Source organism: Citricoccus sp., from assembly GCF_032154715.1.
Taxonomy (GTDB): domain Bacteria; phylum Actinomycetota; class Actinomycetes; order Actinomycetales; family Micrococcaceae; genus Citricoccus.
The window spans coordinates 1-14,706 of record NZ_JALDXU010000082.1 but is presented as its reverse complement, the minus strand read 5'-3'; the positions used below and the strand labels follow the sequence as shown (position 1 = coordinate 14,706).

General features: G+C 68.4%; 11 protein-coding genes. 7 read left to right on the top strand and 4 right to left on the bottom strand.

Annotation, left to right across the window (positions count from 1 at the left end; all coding sequences use genetic code 11):
• Positions 1-79: 79 nt before the first annotated feature.
• The 4 genes from lspA to nrdR all read left to right on the top strand — a co-directional run bounded on the left by lspA (position 80) and on the right by nrdR (position 5,976).
• Entirely contained in the window at positions 80-694 is a 615-nt protein-coding gene (gene lspA, locus RUH65_RS12395) for a signal peptidase II (RefSeq protein WP_313817785.1), read from the top strand.
• The gene (locus RUH65_RS12390; protein WP_313817784.1) at positions 678-1,640 is read left to right on the top strand and encodes an RluA family pseudouridine synthase; all 963 of its coding nucleotides are present in this window, start codon (positions 678-680) and stop codon (positions 1,638-1,640) included. The genes lspA and RUH65_RS12390 overlap by 17 nt, the downstream gene beginning before the upstream one ends.
• 103 nt (positions 1,641-1,743) lie before the next feature.
• Positions 1,744-5,346: a DNA polymerase III subunit alpha gene (gene dnaE, locus RUH65_RS12385; RefSeq protein WP_313817783.1), complete on the top strand. Its 3,603-nt coding sequence runs from the start codon at positions 1,744-1,746 to the stop codon at positions 5,344-5,346.
• A gap of 132 nt (positions 5,347-5,478) precedes the next feature.
• Entirely contained in the window at positions 5,479-5,976 is a 498-nt protein-coding gene (nrdR, locus tag RUH65_RS12380; protein WP_313817782.1) for a transcriptional regulator NrdR, read from the top strand.
• A gap of 75 nt (positions 5,977-6,051) precedes the next feature.
• Here nrdR and ppgK read toward each other — a convergent pair whose 3' ends face one another.
• Both ppgK and map read right to left on the bottom strand, forming a co-directional pair.
• The gene (gene ppgK / locus RUH65_RS12375) at positions 6,052-6,873 is read right to left on the bottom strand and encodes a polyphosphate--glucose phosphotransferase (RefSeq protein WP_313817780.1); all 822 of its coding nucleotides are present in this window, start codon (positions 6,871-6,873) and stop codon (positions 6,052-6,054) included.
• Between the two features lie 47 nt (positions 6,874-6,920).
• Entirely contained in the window at positions 6,921-7,892 is a 972-nt protein-coding gene (gene map, locus RUH65_RS12370; protein ID WP_313817778.1) for a type I methionyl aminopeptidase, read from the bottom strand.
• 125 nt (positions 7,893-8,017) lie between these two features.
• On the opposite strand from map, the gene RUH65_RS12365 reads away from it, so the two are divergent.
• On the top strand, positions 8,018-8,188 hold the full coding sequence (locus RUH65_RS12365; protein WP_313817776.1) for an SPOR domain-containing protein: 171 nt from the start codon (positions 8,018-8,020) through the stop codon (positions 8,186-8,188).
• 10 nt (positions 8,189-8,198) lie between these two features.
• Here RUH65_RS12365 and panB read toward each other — a convergent pair whose 3' ends face one another.
• On the bottom strand, positions 8,199-9,041 hold the full coding sequence (gene panB / locus RUH65_RS12360) for a 3-methyl-2-oxobutanoate hydroxymethyltransferase (RefSeq protein ID WP_313817775.1): 843 nt from the start codon (positions 9,039-9,041) through the stop codon (positions 8,199-8,201).
• A 94-nt stretch (positions 9,042-9,135) separates the two neighbouring features.
• Here panB and glnA point away from each other — a divergent pair, with 94 nt between their 5' ends.
• Together glnA and RUH65_RS12350 are read left to right on the top strand one after the other, a co-directional pair.
• Positions 9,136-10,476 carry a type I glutamate--ammonia ligase gene (glnA, locus tag RUH65_RS12355; protein WP_313817774.1) on the top strand — a complete coding sequence of 447 codons (1,341 nt, stop codon included), beginning with the start codon at positions 9,136-9,138 and terminating at the stop codon, positions 10,474-10,476.
• Positions 10,477-10,482: 6 nt separating this feature from the next.
• Positions 10,483-13,632, top strand: a complete 3,150-nt coding sequence (locus tag RUH65_RS12350; protein ID WP_313817773.1) for a bifunctional [glutamine synthetase] adenylyltransferase/[glutamine synthetase]-adenylyl-L-tyrosine phosphorylase — start codon at positions 10,483-10,485, stop codon at positions 13,630-13,632.
• Here the strand turns inward: RUH65_RS12350 and RUH65_RS12345 are convergent.
• Positions 13,629-14,612: an LLM class flavin-dependent oxidoreductase gene (locus tag RUH65_RS12345; RefSeq protein WP_313817771.1), complete on the bottom strand. Its 984-nt coding sequence runs from the start codon at positions 14,610-14,612 to the stop codon at positions 13,629-13,631. The two genes, RUH65_RS12350 and RUH65_RS12345, sit on opposite strands and share 4 nt — an antisense overlap.
• Between the last annotated feature and the right edge of the window lie 94 nt (positions 14,613-14,706).

The window sequence follows — 14,706 nt, the reverse complement described above, 5'->3', positions numbered from 1 at the left end:
CCCCCCCCCGCTTCTGTTCCCGACCACCATCCCTGTTCATCACCGGACACCACCGGACAGCAGCGAAGGACGCCATCGCGTGACCGACATCGAGCCCAGCCGCCCCGCCGGTCCAGAGGACACCACCGCCACGGTCCCGAAGCGTCACCGTGCATGGATCGCCCTCCTGGTGTTCGCCGTGGGTTACGCCGTTGACCAGCTCACCAAGCGCTGGGTCGAGACCACCATGACCGAGGGGCAGGTCACCGACGTCCTGGCTCCGTTGCTCCGGTGGCACTTCATCCGCAATCCGGGTGCCGCGTTCTCCATCGGAGAGGAGCACACCTGGATCTTCACCATCATCCAGTCGGCGGTGGCCATCTTCGTGGTGGTCCTGCTGTTCCGGGTCCGCTCGACCCTGTGGGCCGTGGCCCTGGGCGGGCTGCTGGGCGGGGTCCTGGGCAACCTGACCGACCGCCTGTTCAGGCCGCCGGGCTTCGGTGTGGGCCACGTGGTCGACTTCATCGCCCTGCCGAATTTCGCCATCTTCAACATCGCTGACTCGTTGATCGTCTGTTCCATGATCGGCATCGTCCTCCTGATGTTCCGGGGACTCCAGCTCGACGGCACCCGCGAGATACCCGAGAAGAGCGGTGGCGCGGGAACCGCCGAGGCCGGGAACGGCACCGGGCAGGGCCGTGACGCAGACTCCTGAACCCGGCGAGGCCGTCGTCGTGCCCCAGGGTCACGAGGTGGGCCGGAGGGTGGACGCGGTCCTGGCCGCGGCTCTGGGGATCTCGCGCACGAAGGCGGCGGCCTGGTGTGCGGCCGGCCTTGTGGCCGAACGGGCCGCCGGGACGCCGGGACGGGCACGGACCGTGCAGAAGTCCGCCAAGGTCGCGGCCGGCACCGAACTCCTGGTGGATATCCCGGAGGAACCGAACCCACTCGACGTGAAGGTGGAAATCGTGGAGGACCTGAGAATCCTGGCGGACGACCCCGACTACGTGGTGGTGGACAAGCCCGTCGGCGTGGCCGCACATCCGTCCCCGGGCTGGGTCGGCCCCACCGTCGTCGGGGGGCTGGCCGGAGCCGGTTACCGCATCTCGACGTCCGGTGCCCCGGAACGCCAGGGGATCGTGCACCGACTGGACGTGGGGACGTCCGGGATCATGGTGGTGGCCAAGTCTGAGCGCGCCTACACCGTGCTCAAGGACGCCTTCCGTGACCGCACCCCGGAGAAGACCTACCACGCGGTGGTGCAGGGGCTGCCGGATCCCCTGAACGGGACCATCGACGCCCCGATCGGCCGTCACCCCGGGCACGACTGGAAGTTCGCCGTGCTCGAGGGCGGCCGGGACTCCATCACCCGGTACCAGACCCTTGAGGCCTTCGGCCGGGCGACCCTGGTGGAGGTCAAGCTCGAGACCGGGCGGACGCACCAGATCCGCGTGCACTTCTCGGCACTGCACCACCCCTGTGCGGGGGACCTGACCTACGGTGCCGACCCACGGCTGGCCGCGGAATTGGGGCTGACGCGGCAATGGCTGCACGCCCACCGGCTCGGGTTCCCCCATCCGGTGACCGGGGAGTGGGTGGACTATGAGAGCCCCTACCCGCAGGACCTCGTCTATGCCTTGGGCGTGTTGCGCGGGGACTAACTAATCTGGATGATCGACGCGATCGGCATGACCACCATGATCGACGCGCGGTCAGGACGAACGGCAGCAGGGTAGCAAGCAGGGCAGTAGGGAAGTGCGGAGCATGACGGCCACGACGGATTTGGCACAGGAAGCAGCGGCGACGAAGAAGGACGGCGGGTTCGCCCACCTCCACGTCCACACCGAGTACTCGATGCTGGACGGCGCGGCCAAGCTCAGCGAGCTCTTCGAGGAGACGAAGCGGCTGGGCATGGACTCGATCGCCATCACCGACCACGGCTACCTCTTCGGGGCCTTCGACTTCTGGAAGAAGGCCACCGATGCCGGCGTCAAGCCGATCATCGGGCTCGAGGCGTACCTGACCCCCGGCCAGCTGCACCGCTCGGACAAGACGAAGGTCCGGTGGGGCGAGCAGCACCAGCGCGGGGACGATGTCTCCGGTGGTGGCGCCATCACGCACATGACCCTGCTGTCCAAGAACAACAAGGGCATGCACAACCTCTTCCGGGCCGGCTCGATCGCCTCCCTGGACTCGGTCTACGCGAAATGGCCGCGTATCGACCGGGAGCTGCTCTCCACCTACTCCGAGGGCCTGATCGGCACGACCGGCTGCCCCTCGGGCGAGATCCAGACCCGGCTGCGGCTGGGCCAGTACAACGAGGCCCGGGAGGCCGCCGCCGAGTTCCAGGACATCTTCGGCCGCGAGAACTTCTACTGCGAGCTGATGATGCACGGCCTGGACATCGAGAAGCGGGTCATCAAGGACCTGCTCAAGCTGTCCAAGGACCTGCGGATCCCGCTCGTGGCGTCCAACGACCTGCACTACACGCACGAGCACGACTCCAAGCCCCACGAGGCGCTGCTGGCCATCCAGTCCGGGTCCAACCTGCTCGAGCCCACCTACGACCAGGGCGGATCCCGCTTTGCCCTGTCCGGCACCGAGTACTACGTGAAGTCTCCGCGGCAGATGCGGGACCTGTTCTCCGAGTTCCCGGAAGCATGTGACAACACGCTGCTGATCGCCGAGCAGTGCGAGGTCTCCTTCGACACCGACGCGAACTACATGCCGAAGTTCCCCTGCCCGCCGGGAGAGGACGAGACCACGTGGCTGACGAAGGAGGTCGCCACCGGGTTGCAGTTCCGCTACCCCAACGGCGTCCCGTCCCACGTGCGCAAGCAGGCCGACTACGAGCTGGACGTCATCCTCTCGATGGGCTTCCCGGGTTATTTCCTGGTGGTGGCCGACTTCATCAACTGGGCCAAGAACAACGGCATCCGCGTGGGGCCGGGACGTGGCTCCGGCGCCGGCTCCATGGTCGCGTACGCGCTGAAGATCACCGAGCTGGACCCGCTGGAGCACGGATTGATCTTCGAGCGGTTCCTCAACCCGGACCGTGTCTCCATGCCCGACTTCGACGTCGACTTCGATGATCGCCGCCGTTCCGAGGTGATCGACTACGTCACCGAGAAGTACGGCGACGAGCGGGTCTCCATGATCGTCACCTACGGCACCATCAAGACGAAGCAGGCCCTCAAGGACTCGGCGCGCGTGATGGGCTTCCCCTTCTCCATGGGCGAGTCCCTGACCAAGGCGCTGCCGCCGGCCGTCATGGCCAAGGACATCCCGCTGAAGGATATCGAGGACAAGACGTCGCAGCGGTACGGCGAGGCCGGTGAGTTCCGTGAACTCGTCGCGACGGATCCGGACGCGGCCAAGGTCTTCGAGACCGCCAAGGGCGTCGAGGGACTGAAGCGGCAGTGGGGCGTGCACGCCGCGGGCGTGATCATGTCCTCGGAGCCGATCATCGACGTCATCCCCATCATGCGCCGTTTGCAGGACGGCCAGGTGATCACCCAGTTCGACTACCCCACCGCCGAAGGCCTGGGGCTGATCAAGATGGACTTCCTCGGCCTGAGGAACCTGACGATCATCTCGGACGCGATCGAGAACATCCAGATGAACCAGGACTTCACCCTGGATCTGGAGTCCCTGACGTTCGACGACAAAGGGTCCTATGAACTGCTGGCCCGGGGCGACACCCTGGGCGTGTTCCAGCTCGACGGCGGTCCCATGCGATCGCTGCTGAAGATGATGAAGCCGGACAACTTCGAGGACATCTCGGCCACCATCGCGCTGTACCGCCCGGGTCCCATGGGCGCGAACTCGCACACCAACTACGCCCTGCGCAAGAACGGCCAGCAGGAGATCACCCCGATCCACCCGGAGCTCGAGGAACCCCTCGCGGAGATCCTGGGCACGACCTACGGCTTGATCGTGTATCAGGAGCAGGTCATGGCGATCGCCCAGAAGGTGGCCGGCTTCTCTCTCGGGCAGGCGGACATCCTGCGCCGCGCGATGGGCAAGAAGAAGAAATCCGAGCTGGACAAGCAGTACGTGGGCTTCCACCAGGGCATGATCGACCATGGCTATTCTGAGGCCGCCATCAAGGCCCTGTGGGACATCCTGCTGCCGTTCTCGGACTACGCCTTCAACAAGGCGCACTCGGCCGCCTACGGGCTGGTCTCCTACTGGACCGCCTACCTGAAGGCTCACTACCCGGCCGAGTACATGGCCGCCCTGCTCACGTCCGTGGGTGACGACAAGGACAAGATGGCGATGTACCTCAATGAGTGTCGCCACATGGGCATCTCGGTGCTCCCGCCGGACGTCAACGAGTCCAGCCTCTATTTCACGCCGGTCGGCACGGACATCCGTTTCGGCATGGGCGCCGTGCGCAACGTGGGTGCCAACGCCGTGGCGGGCATGGTCGAGGCCCGGGAGGAGAAGGGGAAGTTCACCTCGTTCCAGGACTTCTTCAAGAAGGTCCCGGCCGTCGTGTGCAACAAGCGCACCATCGAGTCCCTCATCAAGGCCGGCGGCTTCGACTCGCTCGGCTACGCCCGCAGGGCCCTGCTGGCCGTCCACGAGGAGGCCACGGACGGCGCCGTGGCGCAGAAGCGCCAGGAGGCCAACAACCAGTTCGACTTCTTCTCCCTGCTGGAGGACGAGGGGGGCGACGTCGGCGACGCCGGGTTCGGGATCGAGGTCCCGGACATGCCGGAGTGGGACAAGAACGACAAGCTCACCTTCGAGCGCGAGATGCTCGGTCTCTACGTCTCCGACCACCCCCTGCAGGGGCTGGACGGCGTGCTCGCCCAGCATGCAGACATCTCCATCACCCACATCCTGTCCGACGACGGCCCGTCCGACGGCGCGATGGTCACCATCGCCGGGCTCATCACGAGCCTCGAGCGGCGCATCGCCAAGAGCTCCGGCAACGCGTATGCCCGCACGGAGATCGAGGACCTGGGCGCCTCGATGGACGTCATGTTCTTCGGCAAGGCCTATGCACCGATCGCCACGATGCTGGCCCAGGACCTCGTGGTGGCCGTCAAGGGCCGCGTCCAGCGGCGCGACGACGGGTCGATCTCCCTGAGTGCGCAGGAGCTGACCATCCCAGACCTCTCGGACGGCCACTCCGGTCCGGTCTCGCTGACCATGCCCGGCTTCAAGGCCAATGAGACCGTGGTCTCCGCACTGGGGGACGTGCTCCAGACCCACCCGGGGACCACGGAGGTCCGGCTGAAGCTCACGGGGGCGCGGACCATGGAGGTCATGCAGCTGGGCGCCGACTTCCGGGTGAGCCCTAATCCGGCCCTCTTCGGAGACCTCAAGGTCCTGCTGGGACCGGCATGCCTCGAATAGGGAACGGAGAGTCTGGACCATCCGTGGTGTCGCTCATCGGTGAACACCACTACATCTGGTAATGACACGGTTGTTATTCAGCGGGTCGTCCGACTATGATGGAGTGGTCCACCGTCGGAGGAAGGGGAAGTCGTGCACTGTCCCTTCTGTCGTCATGAGGACTCCCGGGTCGTGGACTCCCGCTCGCTGGATGACGGCTCGGCCATCCGCCGGCGACGTCAATGCCAGTCCTGTGGGAAGCGCTTCACCACCATGGAGACCACGGCCCTGACGGTGGTCAAGCGGTCCGGGGTGGCCGAGCCCTTTGATCGCTCCAAGATCATCAACGGTGTCCGCAAGGCCTGCCAGGGGCGTCCAGTCACCAATGACGACCTGGCCATGCTGGCGCAGGAGGTCGAGGAGACCATCCGCGCCACGGGGAACGCCGAGGTGGACGCCCACGAGGTGGGGCTCGCGATCCTGGAGCCGTTGCGCCGCCTCGACCAGGTGGCCTACCTCCGATTCGCCTCGGTCTACCAGGCGTTCGACACGCTGGACGACTTCGCCGGCGCCATCGAGGACCTGCGGTCCGCCGGCACGGCGTCGGACACCGCCACCGCGGCCCTGCAGCCGCGGTTGTTCACCCGCTGATGCGGAAGGCCCCACGGGGCAATGAGACTGCCGATGGCGGCTCCGGAGGGGAAGCCGGGGCCGCCATCGGTCACTTCAGTCAGAGCCTGCCGGCAGGTTCTCGAGTGCCCACAGGGCGGTCCCCACGATGCCGGCGTTGTTCTTCAGCGTCGCGGGCACGATCGGCGTCCGCAGGGTCAGGTGGGGCAGGTAGTCGTCAGGGCGCTTGGAGATGCCGCCGCCCACGATGATGAGGTCCGGGGAGAAGATGCCCTCCACATACGAGAAGTAGCGCTGGAGCCGTTCGGCGTACTCGGGCCAGTCGATCCCGTCCCGTTCGCGTGCCGCGGCGGAGGCCCGGGTCTCGGCCATGATGCCGTCCAGTTCGATCGTGCCCAGTTCGAGGTTGGGGACGAGCCCGCCGTCGCGGAACAGGCCTGACCCGATGCCGGTGCCGAGCGTGATGACCAGCACCGTGCCCCGCACGCCCCGGCCCGCGCCGAACCGCACCTCGGCGAGCCCGGCCGCGTCGGCGTCGTTCAGGGTTCTCACGGGCCGCCCCAGGCGCTCGGAGAAGAGGCCGTCCACATCCGTGCCGATCCAGGAGGGGTCGATGTTCGTGGCCGTGCGGCAGATCCCGTCCTGGATGACCGCCGGGAAGTCCACCCCCACGGGGAATCCCGGTGCCGGTGCTCCGTCCCGGGCATCCAGCTCCGTGGTGATCTGGGCCAGGACGTCGGCGACGGCCTCGGGGCTGGCCGGCTGCGGCGTCGGGATGCGGAAGCGGTCCCCGAGCAGGCGGCCGGACTTCTTGCCGTGGCCGAGCTGGACGACGCCGCCCTTCATGCCGGTGCCGCCGATGTCGATGCCGAGGGCGGTGTGCAGGCCGCGGGAGGGGCCGGTGGACTTCTTCGCCATGCTGCGCTCCAGGAGGATGGGGGTTCGGGGATCGGGAGGTGCGGCGGTCAGGGCAGCGTCAGGATCTCCGCGCCGTCGTCCGTGACCACGAGGGTGTGCTCGAACTGCGCGGTGCGCCGACGGTCCCGGGTGACCACGGTCCAGTCGTCCTCCCACATGTCCCAGCGGATGGTGCCGAGGGTGATCATCGGCTCGATGGTGAAGACCATGCCGGGGACCATCACGGTGTTGTGCGCCGGGGCGGCATCGAAGTGGGGGATGACGAGCCCGGAGTGGAACTCACGGCCCACGCCGTGGCCGATGAAGTCCCGGACCACCCCGTAGCCGAAGCGCTTGGCGTAGGACTCGATGGCGCGGCCGATGACATTGATCTCTCGGCCGGGCCGGACGGCCTTGATGCCGCGCATCATGGCCTCGTGGGTGCGCTCCACCAGCAGCCGGGACTCGTCATCCACGGTGCCGACCAGGTAGGTCATGTTGTGGTCCCCGTGGTGCCCGTCCAGGTAGGCGGTGATGTCGAGGTTGATGACGTCCCCGTCCTCCAGGACGGTGTCATCCGGGATGCCGTGGCAGATGACCTCGTTCAGCGAGGTGCAGATGGCCTTGGGAAAGCCCTTGTAGCCGAGGCAGGACGGGTAGGCACCGTGATCGCAGATGAACTCGTGGGCGATCCGGTCCAGTTCGGCCGTGGTGACGCCCGGGGCGATGTGCCGGGCGGCCTCCTCCATGGCCTGGGCGGCGATCCGGCCGGCAGCGCGGATCTTCGCGATCCCCTCGGCATCGTAGACGTCGGAGCCGTTGCCCTCGTCCGCCGTGGTCCGCCCCACGTACTCCGGCCGCTCGATGTGCGCGGGAACGGGGAGGGCGGGCGCGACGACGCCCGGCGTCAGGGTGCCCACCGGTGCCTTGGAGCCCGGTTCTCCCCGCGGCGGGCCCTCCGGGGCCGGACCGTTGTGGCTGGTCGGGGCAGCCGGGGCGGCCGGGGCAGGGCGGGTGTTCGTCTGAGGGCTGTGGGACATGACTCGATCCTATCGCCGCCGGGGGCACCGGGCGGGCCGGGCGGAGCACCGGTCCGGTGCGATGACGAGATCCAGGGGCCGGTCGGTGCCGGAGGTGCCGCGCTGATCGCCGCTAGGGTGGGCCCATGAGCGAATACTGGTACAACGTCGTCACGAAGCAGGTCGAGGAAGGCCCGCAGTCCGACTGGTCGAAGCTGCTGGGGCCCTACCAGTCCCGCGGGGAGGCCGAGGGCGCCATCGCCCAGGTCCAGGCGAACAACGAGCGCTGGGATGACGCGGAGGACGAGGAGGACTAGGCCGGTCCGGTCAGGACTCGAAGCCGTGCTCGGCAGCCGGGAACGTGCCCTCCAGGACATCCCGGCGGTAGTCGGTGACCGCCGCTGAGACCACCGAGTGCAGGTCCGCGTACTGCTTCACGAAGCGTGGCATCTTCCCGGTCCGCAGTCCGAGCATGTCCTGCCACACCAGGACCTGGCCGGTGGTGGCGGACCCGGCCCCGATGCCGACGGTGGGCACGCGCAGCGACTCGTCCACCTGCCGGGCGATGTCCGAGGGGACCATCTCCATCAGCACGGCGAAGGCACCGGCATCCTGCAGCACCGTGGCCTCGCGCACCATCGCCTCGGCCGCGCCCTCGGTCCGGCCCTGGACCCGGTAGCCGCCCAGGACGTTCTCGGATTGCGGGGTGAAGCCGATATGGGCCATGACCGGGACCCCGGCGTCCGTCATCATGCGCACGTGCTCGGCGTAGCGGACGCCTCCCTCCATCTTCACGGCGTGGACTCCGGCCTCCTTGACGAGCCGGATGGCGCTCTCGGTCGCCTGCTGCGGGGACAACTCGTAGGAGCCGAAGGGCAGGTCGCACAGCACCATGGCGTGTCGGGTGCCCCGGACCACGGATCCGGCGTAGACGATCATCTCGTCGAGCGTGATCGGCAGCGTGGTGGCATGGCCCATCATGGTGTTGGCTGCCGAGTCGCCCACGAGGATCGTCTCGATGCCGGCATCGTCGAAGACCTGGGCCATCTGGAAGTCGTACGCCGTGAGCATCGCGAAGCGCCGTCCCTCATCCTTGGCCTTCTGCAGGTGCACAGTGCGGTAGCGGGCAGGAGCCGGTGCGGCGTAGGGTGCGGTTTCTTTCTCAGCCATGGCCGCAGTCTAGCGGCCCGTCTTTCGGCGCTGACCGGGCCCGGCACACTACAGTGGGAGCATTCGCACGATCCGACAGGAGGCCGCCAGAGACATGGATCGCCAACAGGAGTTTGTCCTCAGGACCATAGAGGACCGGGACGTGCGCTTCGTGCGACTGTGGTTCACCGACGTGACCGGCACGCTGAAGTCGGTCGCCTTGGCTCCGGCCGAGGTCGAGGGGGCCTTCGCCGAGGGACTGGGCTTCGACGGGTCCTCGATCGACGGCTATACCCGGATCTTCGAGTCCGACATGCTGTTGCAGCCGGATCCCTCGACCTTTCAGATCCTGCCGTGGCGCGGTGAGGACGAGCCCACCTCACGGATGTTCTGCGACGTGCTCACCCCGGACGGGGAGCCCTCCGCCGCCGATCCCCGCCAGGTGCTGCGCCGTCAGCTGTCCCGCGCCGCGGACATGGGCTTCACGTTCTACACGCACCCCGAGATCGAGTTCTACCTCCTCCAGTCCAAGGAACCCGGATCGGACGGCCAGCCCGTCCCGGTGGACCAGGCCGGGTACTTCGACCACGAGCCCGGAGGCGTCGCCACGGACTTCCGCCGACACGCGGTCAACATGCTCGAGGCGATCGGCATCTCGGTGGAATTCAGCCACCACGAGTCCGGTCCCGGCCAGAATGAGATCGACCTGCGCTACGCGGATGCGCTGCAGACGGCCGACAACATCATGACGTTCCGCACCGTGATCAAGGAGGTCGCCCAGCTCCAGGGCAATTACGCGACCTTCATGCCGAAGCCGTTCGGCCAGCACGCCGGCTCCGGGATGCACACCCACTTCTCCCTGTTCGAGGGCGATTCGAACGCCTTCTTCGAGCCCAGCGCGGAGTTTCACCTCTCCACCACGGGCCGCCGGTTCATCGCCGGACTGCTGCACCACAGCATGGAGATCACGGCCATCACCAACCAGTTCGTGAACTCGTACAAGCGTCTCTGGGGAGGTGGGGAGGCTCCGTCCTACGTGTCCTGGGGCCACAACAACCGTTCCGCTCTGGTCCGCGTCCCCCTCTACAAGCCGGACAAGGCGGGCTCGGCCCGGGTCGAGTACCGCGGCATCGACGCCTCCGCCAACCCGTACCTGACCTACGCGGTCCTTTTGGCTGCCGGCCTGAAGGGCATCGAGGAGGAATACGAGTTGCCGGAGGCCGCCGCCGAGGACATCAGCGCGCTCACCTCCACGGAACGCCGGGCCCTGGGCCACCACTCGCTGCCCGGCACCCTGCATGACGCCCTGCGGATCATGGAGGACTCCGAGTTCGTGGCAGAGGTGCTCGGGGAGACCGTCTTCGAGAACTTCCTGCGGAACAAGCGCCAGGAGTGGGACGAGTACCGGGTCGAGGTCACGCCGTTCGAACTGCAGCGCAACCTCGGTATCCTCTGATCCGGCATGATCGTCCCGCCAACGGAGCCTAGCGGGCCCGGACGGAAGTCCCTGGTCAGTGCCGGATTCTCCGACTGGGCCCGTGCCCGGGACCTGTTGGCGTCCGCGGAACTGGGATCTCTGGACCAGCACGAGATCGTGCGCATCCTCGCCGATGCCCCGGACCCGGACCAGGCCCTGATCCTGCTCATCCGCCTGCTGGAGCGAGCGCCGGCCCTGGCCGGAGCGCTGGCGGACCCGGCGCGTTCCCGGGCGGTCGCCCGGCTGCTGGGCGCCTCCGAGGCGCTGGGGGAGTTCCTCATCCGCCGGCCGGACCACATCGACCTGCTCGTGGACCCGGCCGGCGCAGCACGCACCGCTCCCGTCCTGGGTCCCGACGGCCTCGCGGCGGACCCTGCCCCCGTGCGGACGCTGCTTCTGGAGGCCGTCGGGGCGGATGCCACCGCTGCCCGTCCGGTGGCCACGCTGCGCGGCAAGGAGGCGGCCGCGGCCCTGCGGATCGCCTATCGCCGGCAGCTCACGGCCCTGGCCGTCCAGGACCTGACCGGGCGGGATCCGCGGGCGGCGGAGCCCGCGGTCTCCGCGTGGCTGGCGGATCTGGCCGGCGCCGCGATCGAGGCCGGCCTCGCGGCCTCCCGGGCGGACGCCGTCGAACAATTCGGCCAGGACGCCGACCGCGTGGACCTGGCCGTCATCGGGATGGGCAAATGCGGCGCCCGAGAACTGAACTACATCTCGGACGTGGACGTGATCTTCGTCCACGCCTCGTCCCTGGAGGACGACCATCACGCGGCGGTCATCGCCACGGCCCTGGCCTCCGGAATCTCGAAGTACGCGACGGCGGCCGCCCCCGAGCAAGGGCTGTGGGAGATCGACGCGAACCTGCGCCCCGAGGGCAAGGACGGGGTCCTGTCCCGCACGGTGGAATCCCATGGGGAGTACTACCGCCGCTGGGCGCACACCTGGGAGTTCCAGGCCCTGCTCAAGGCCCGGCCCATCGCCGGCGACCCGGAACTGGGCCAGGAGTACATCGACGCGATCTGGCCGCTGGTCTGGACCAGCTCGGAGCGGGACGGCTTCGTCTCCTCCGTCCAGCGGATGCGGCGCCGTGTCCTGGACAACATCGCCCATCAGAACCGGGACCGGGAGATCAAGCTGGGGGCCGGCGGCCTGCGGGATGTGGAGTTCACCGTCCAGCTGCTCCAGCTCGTCCACGGCAAGACTGAGGAGTCCGTCCGCGTCCGCAACACCCTGGACGCCATCGACGCCCTGGAGAACAGTTCCTACATCGGGCGCTCGGACGCCGAGTCCTTCGCCGGCGCCTACCGGTACCTCAGGCTGCTCGAACACCGGATCCAGCTCGTCCACCTGCGCCGGACCCACCTCATGCCGGACAAGCCGCACGCCCTGTGGGTGCTGGCCCGGGCGGCAAGGGGCCCCGGCGAATCCGGTCCCTCCGATGCCGCGGCCTTGACCTCACTGTGGAAGCGGACCCGCAAGAGGGTGCGTTCCCTGCACGAGAAGATCTTCTACCGGCCGCTGCTGTCCACCACGGCGGCGCTGTCCGCCGACGAGGCCAAGCTCACCCCGGAGGCGGTGCGCCAGCGCCTCGCCGCCCTGGGCTACCAGGACCCTGCCGGCGCGGTGAAGCACATCGAGGCCCTCAGCACCGGGGTGTCCCGCCGCGCGGCGCTGCAGCGCCAACTGCTGCCGGTGATGCTCGGCTGGTTGGCCAACGGCCCCAATCCCGACGGCGGCCTGCTGGGATTCCGCCGGCTCTCGGAATCGCTGGGCTCCTCGCCGTGGTTCCTGGGCATGCTGCGGGACTCCTCCGCGGCCGCCGAGCGGCTGTGCCAGATCCTCTCGCTCTCCTCCTACATCTCGGACATGCTGGAGCACCTTCCGGAGGCCGCCGCCTGGCTGGGACGGGACCGCGAACTGGTCCCCATGCCGTTCGAGACGCAGTGGCAGGAGATCCAGGCCAAGATGTCCCGGCACCCCGATCCGGATGAGGCGATCCGTCAGATACGGCTCATCCGCCAGCGCGAGATCCTGCGGACCGCGATCGCCGATGCCGCCGGACTGCTGGACCAGGACACCGTGGGCCGTGCCCTCTCCGACGCCGACCGCGCGGCCGTGCTGGGGGCCCTGCACGTGGCGGAGAACTCCCTCTTCGGCCACCCCGAGCAGCGGACGGGACGCTCGGGCGGTCCGGCGGACACCACCACCGCGAAGGGGACGCAGGCGACCAAGAACCCGGCTACGGTCCGGGACGTCGAACTCACGGACCTGCTGGTCGTGGCCATGGGACGCCAGGGGGGCCGGGAGATCGCCTACGGCTCCGACCTGGACGTCCTGTTCGTCCACCGGCCCCATGACGGTGCCGATCCGGACGCGGCCCAACGCCAGGCCGTGGACCTGTCCAAGCTCGTCATGTCCCTGCTGACCCGGCCGTGCAGGCCCCCGGTGCTGGGGGAGCGGCCGCTGGTGATGGACGCGGACCTGCGGCCGGAGGGCAAGAAGGGTCCGTTGGCCCGGTCTCTGGACTCCTTCCGTGAGTACTACCGCCGCTGGGCCGAGATCTGGGAGGTGCAGGCCCTGCTGAAGGCGCGGCCCGTGGCGGGCAGCGCGGAGTTGGCCGAGGAGTTCACCGCCTGGGCGGACTCCGTGCGCTACGCCGGGGACCCCGGACCGGCGGCCATCCGCGAGATCCGCCGGATCAAGGCCCGCGTGGAGGCCGAACGGCTGCCGCGGGGGGCAGACCCGGCACGGCATCTCAAGCTCGGCCGCGGGGGGCTGTCCGACGTGGAGTGGCTGGTGCAGACGCTCCAGCTGCAACACGCGGCAGACCATCCCGCGCTGCGCACCACCGGGACCATCCCCGCTCTGGAGGCCCTTGTCCGTGAGGGGATCCTTCCGGCGGAGGACGGTGAGGTCCTGGACCGCGCCTGGCACCTGGCCACCCGGGTGCGCGCCGGCAACATCGTGTGGTCCGGCAAGTCCTCAGACGTGCTCTCGGTGAAGCGCCAGGACCTCGAGGCGATCGCCCGGTGGTGCGGGTGCGAACTGGGTCAGGCCGCTGAACTCGAGGAGGACTATCTCCGGTCCACCCGCCAGGCCCGTCAGGTCTTCGAGAAGCACTTCTACGGTTCCTAGCGTCCGATGACGTGCTCGCCCAGCAACTCGAGGGTGCGGTGCCGGGCCGCCAGGTCCGGGGCGGCATTGGTGATGATCAGCTCGTCCGCCTGGACGCGCTCACGGAACTCGTCCAGGTAGGCCCTGACGGTCTCGATGGTGCCCACCGCGGTGTACTTCATCATGGAGAGCACCTGCTCGCCGCCGGCGGAGTGCAGGAGCATGGTGACCTCCTCCTCGCTCAGGTCACGGCCGCGGCCGAGCATCTGGCGGATGCGGTGGCGGTGCGTGATCTCCAGCTGGGCATGCGCCTCGGCCTCGGTGTCCGCTGCGATGACATTGAGCGCTGCGATGAAGTGTGGTTCGGGGAGGCTCTCCGACGGCTCGAACCGGTCGCGGTAGATTGTGGCCGCGTGTTCCAGCATCTGCGGAGCGAAGTGTGAGGCGAAGGAGTAACCGAGCCCCAGGGCCGCCGCGAGCTGGGCACCGTACTGTGAGGACCCCAGGATGTAGAGCGGGACATTCGTCCCGTGCCCCGGGAAGGCATCCACACCCGGGATGAGGGACTCGCCCCGCAGGTAGCCCTGCAACTCCTTGATGTCCCGGGGAAAGGTGTCGGCCGCCGAGGGATCGCGGCGCAAGGCCATCATGGTGCGCTGGTCCGTGCCCGGCGCGCGCCCCAACCCGAGGTCGATCCGGCCGGGGTGGATCTCCGCCAGGGTACCGAACTGCTCGGCGATCACCAGGGGGGAGTGGTTCGGCAGCATGATGCCACCCGAGCCCAGCCGGATCCTCTCCGTGTGGGCCGCCACATGGGCCAGGAGCACCGAGGTGGCGGAGGAGGCGATGGAAGGGAAATTGTGGTGCTCGGCGAACCAGATCCGGTGGAAGCCCTGTTCCTCGGCCTTCTGCGCCAACTCGACGCTGGCGGCCACGGCCTCCGCGACGGGCTGCCCGGGCAGGACGGTGGACAGGTCAAGGATGGACAGCGGATAGCTCACAGGGCACCTTTCACGGGGGTTCTTCCTCCAGGCACAGCTGTGCGCGCTGCGGTTCTATTCCCACCGGCCGGCTCCGGCCAGTCCCTACGACGAC

What these genes read in the sequence shown, in the direction of transcription:
- dnaE (WP_313817783.1), top strand. Translation starts at nt 1,744, where the DNA reads ATGACGGCCACGACGGATTTGGCACAGGAAGCAGCGGCGACGAAGAAG.
- ppgK (WP_313817780.1), bottom strand. Translation starts at nt 6,873, where the DNA reads ATGGCGAAGAAGTCCACCGGCCCCTCCCGCGGCCTGCACACCGCCCTC.
- map (WP_313817778.1), bottom strand. Translation starts at nt 7,892, where the DNA reads ATGTCCCACAGCCCTCAGACGAACACCCGCCCTGCCCCGGCCGCCCCG.
- panB (WP_313817775.1), bottom strand. Translation starts at nt 9,041, where the DNA reads ATGGCTGAGAAAGAAACCGCACCCTACGCCGCACCGGCTCCTGCCCGC.
- RUH65_RS12365 (WP_313817776.1), top strand. Translation starts at nt 8,018, where the DNA reads ATGAGCGAATACTGGTACAACGTCGTCACGAAGCAGGTCGAGGAAGGC.
- RUH65_RS12350 (WP_313817773.1), top strand. Translation starts at nt 10,483, where the DNA reads ATGATCGTCCCGCCAACGGAGCCTAGCGGGCCCGGACGGAAGTCCCTG.
- glnA (WP_313817774.1), top strand. Translation starts at nt 9,136, where the DNA reads ATGGATCGCCAACAGGAGTTTGTCCTCAGGACCATAGAGGACCGGGAC.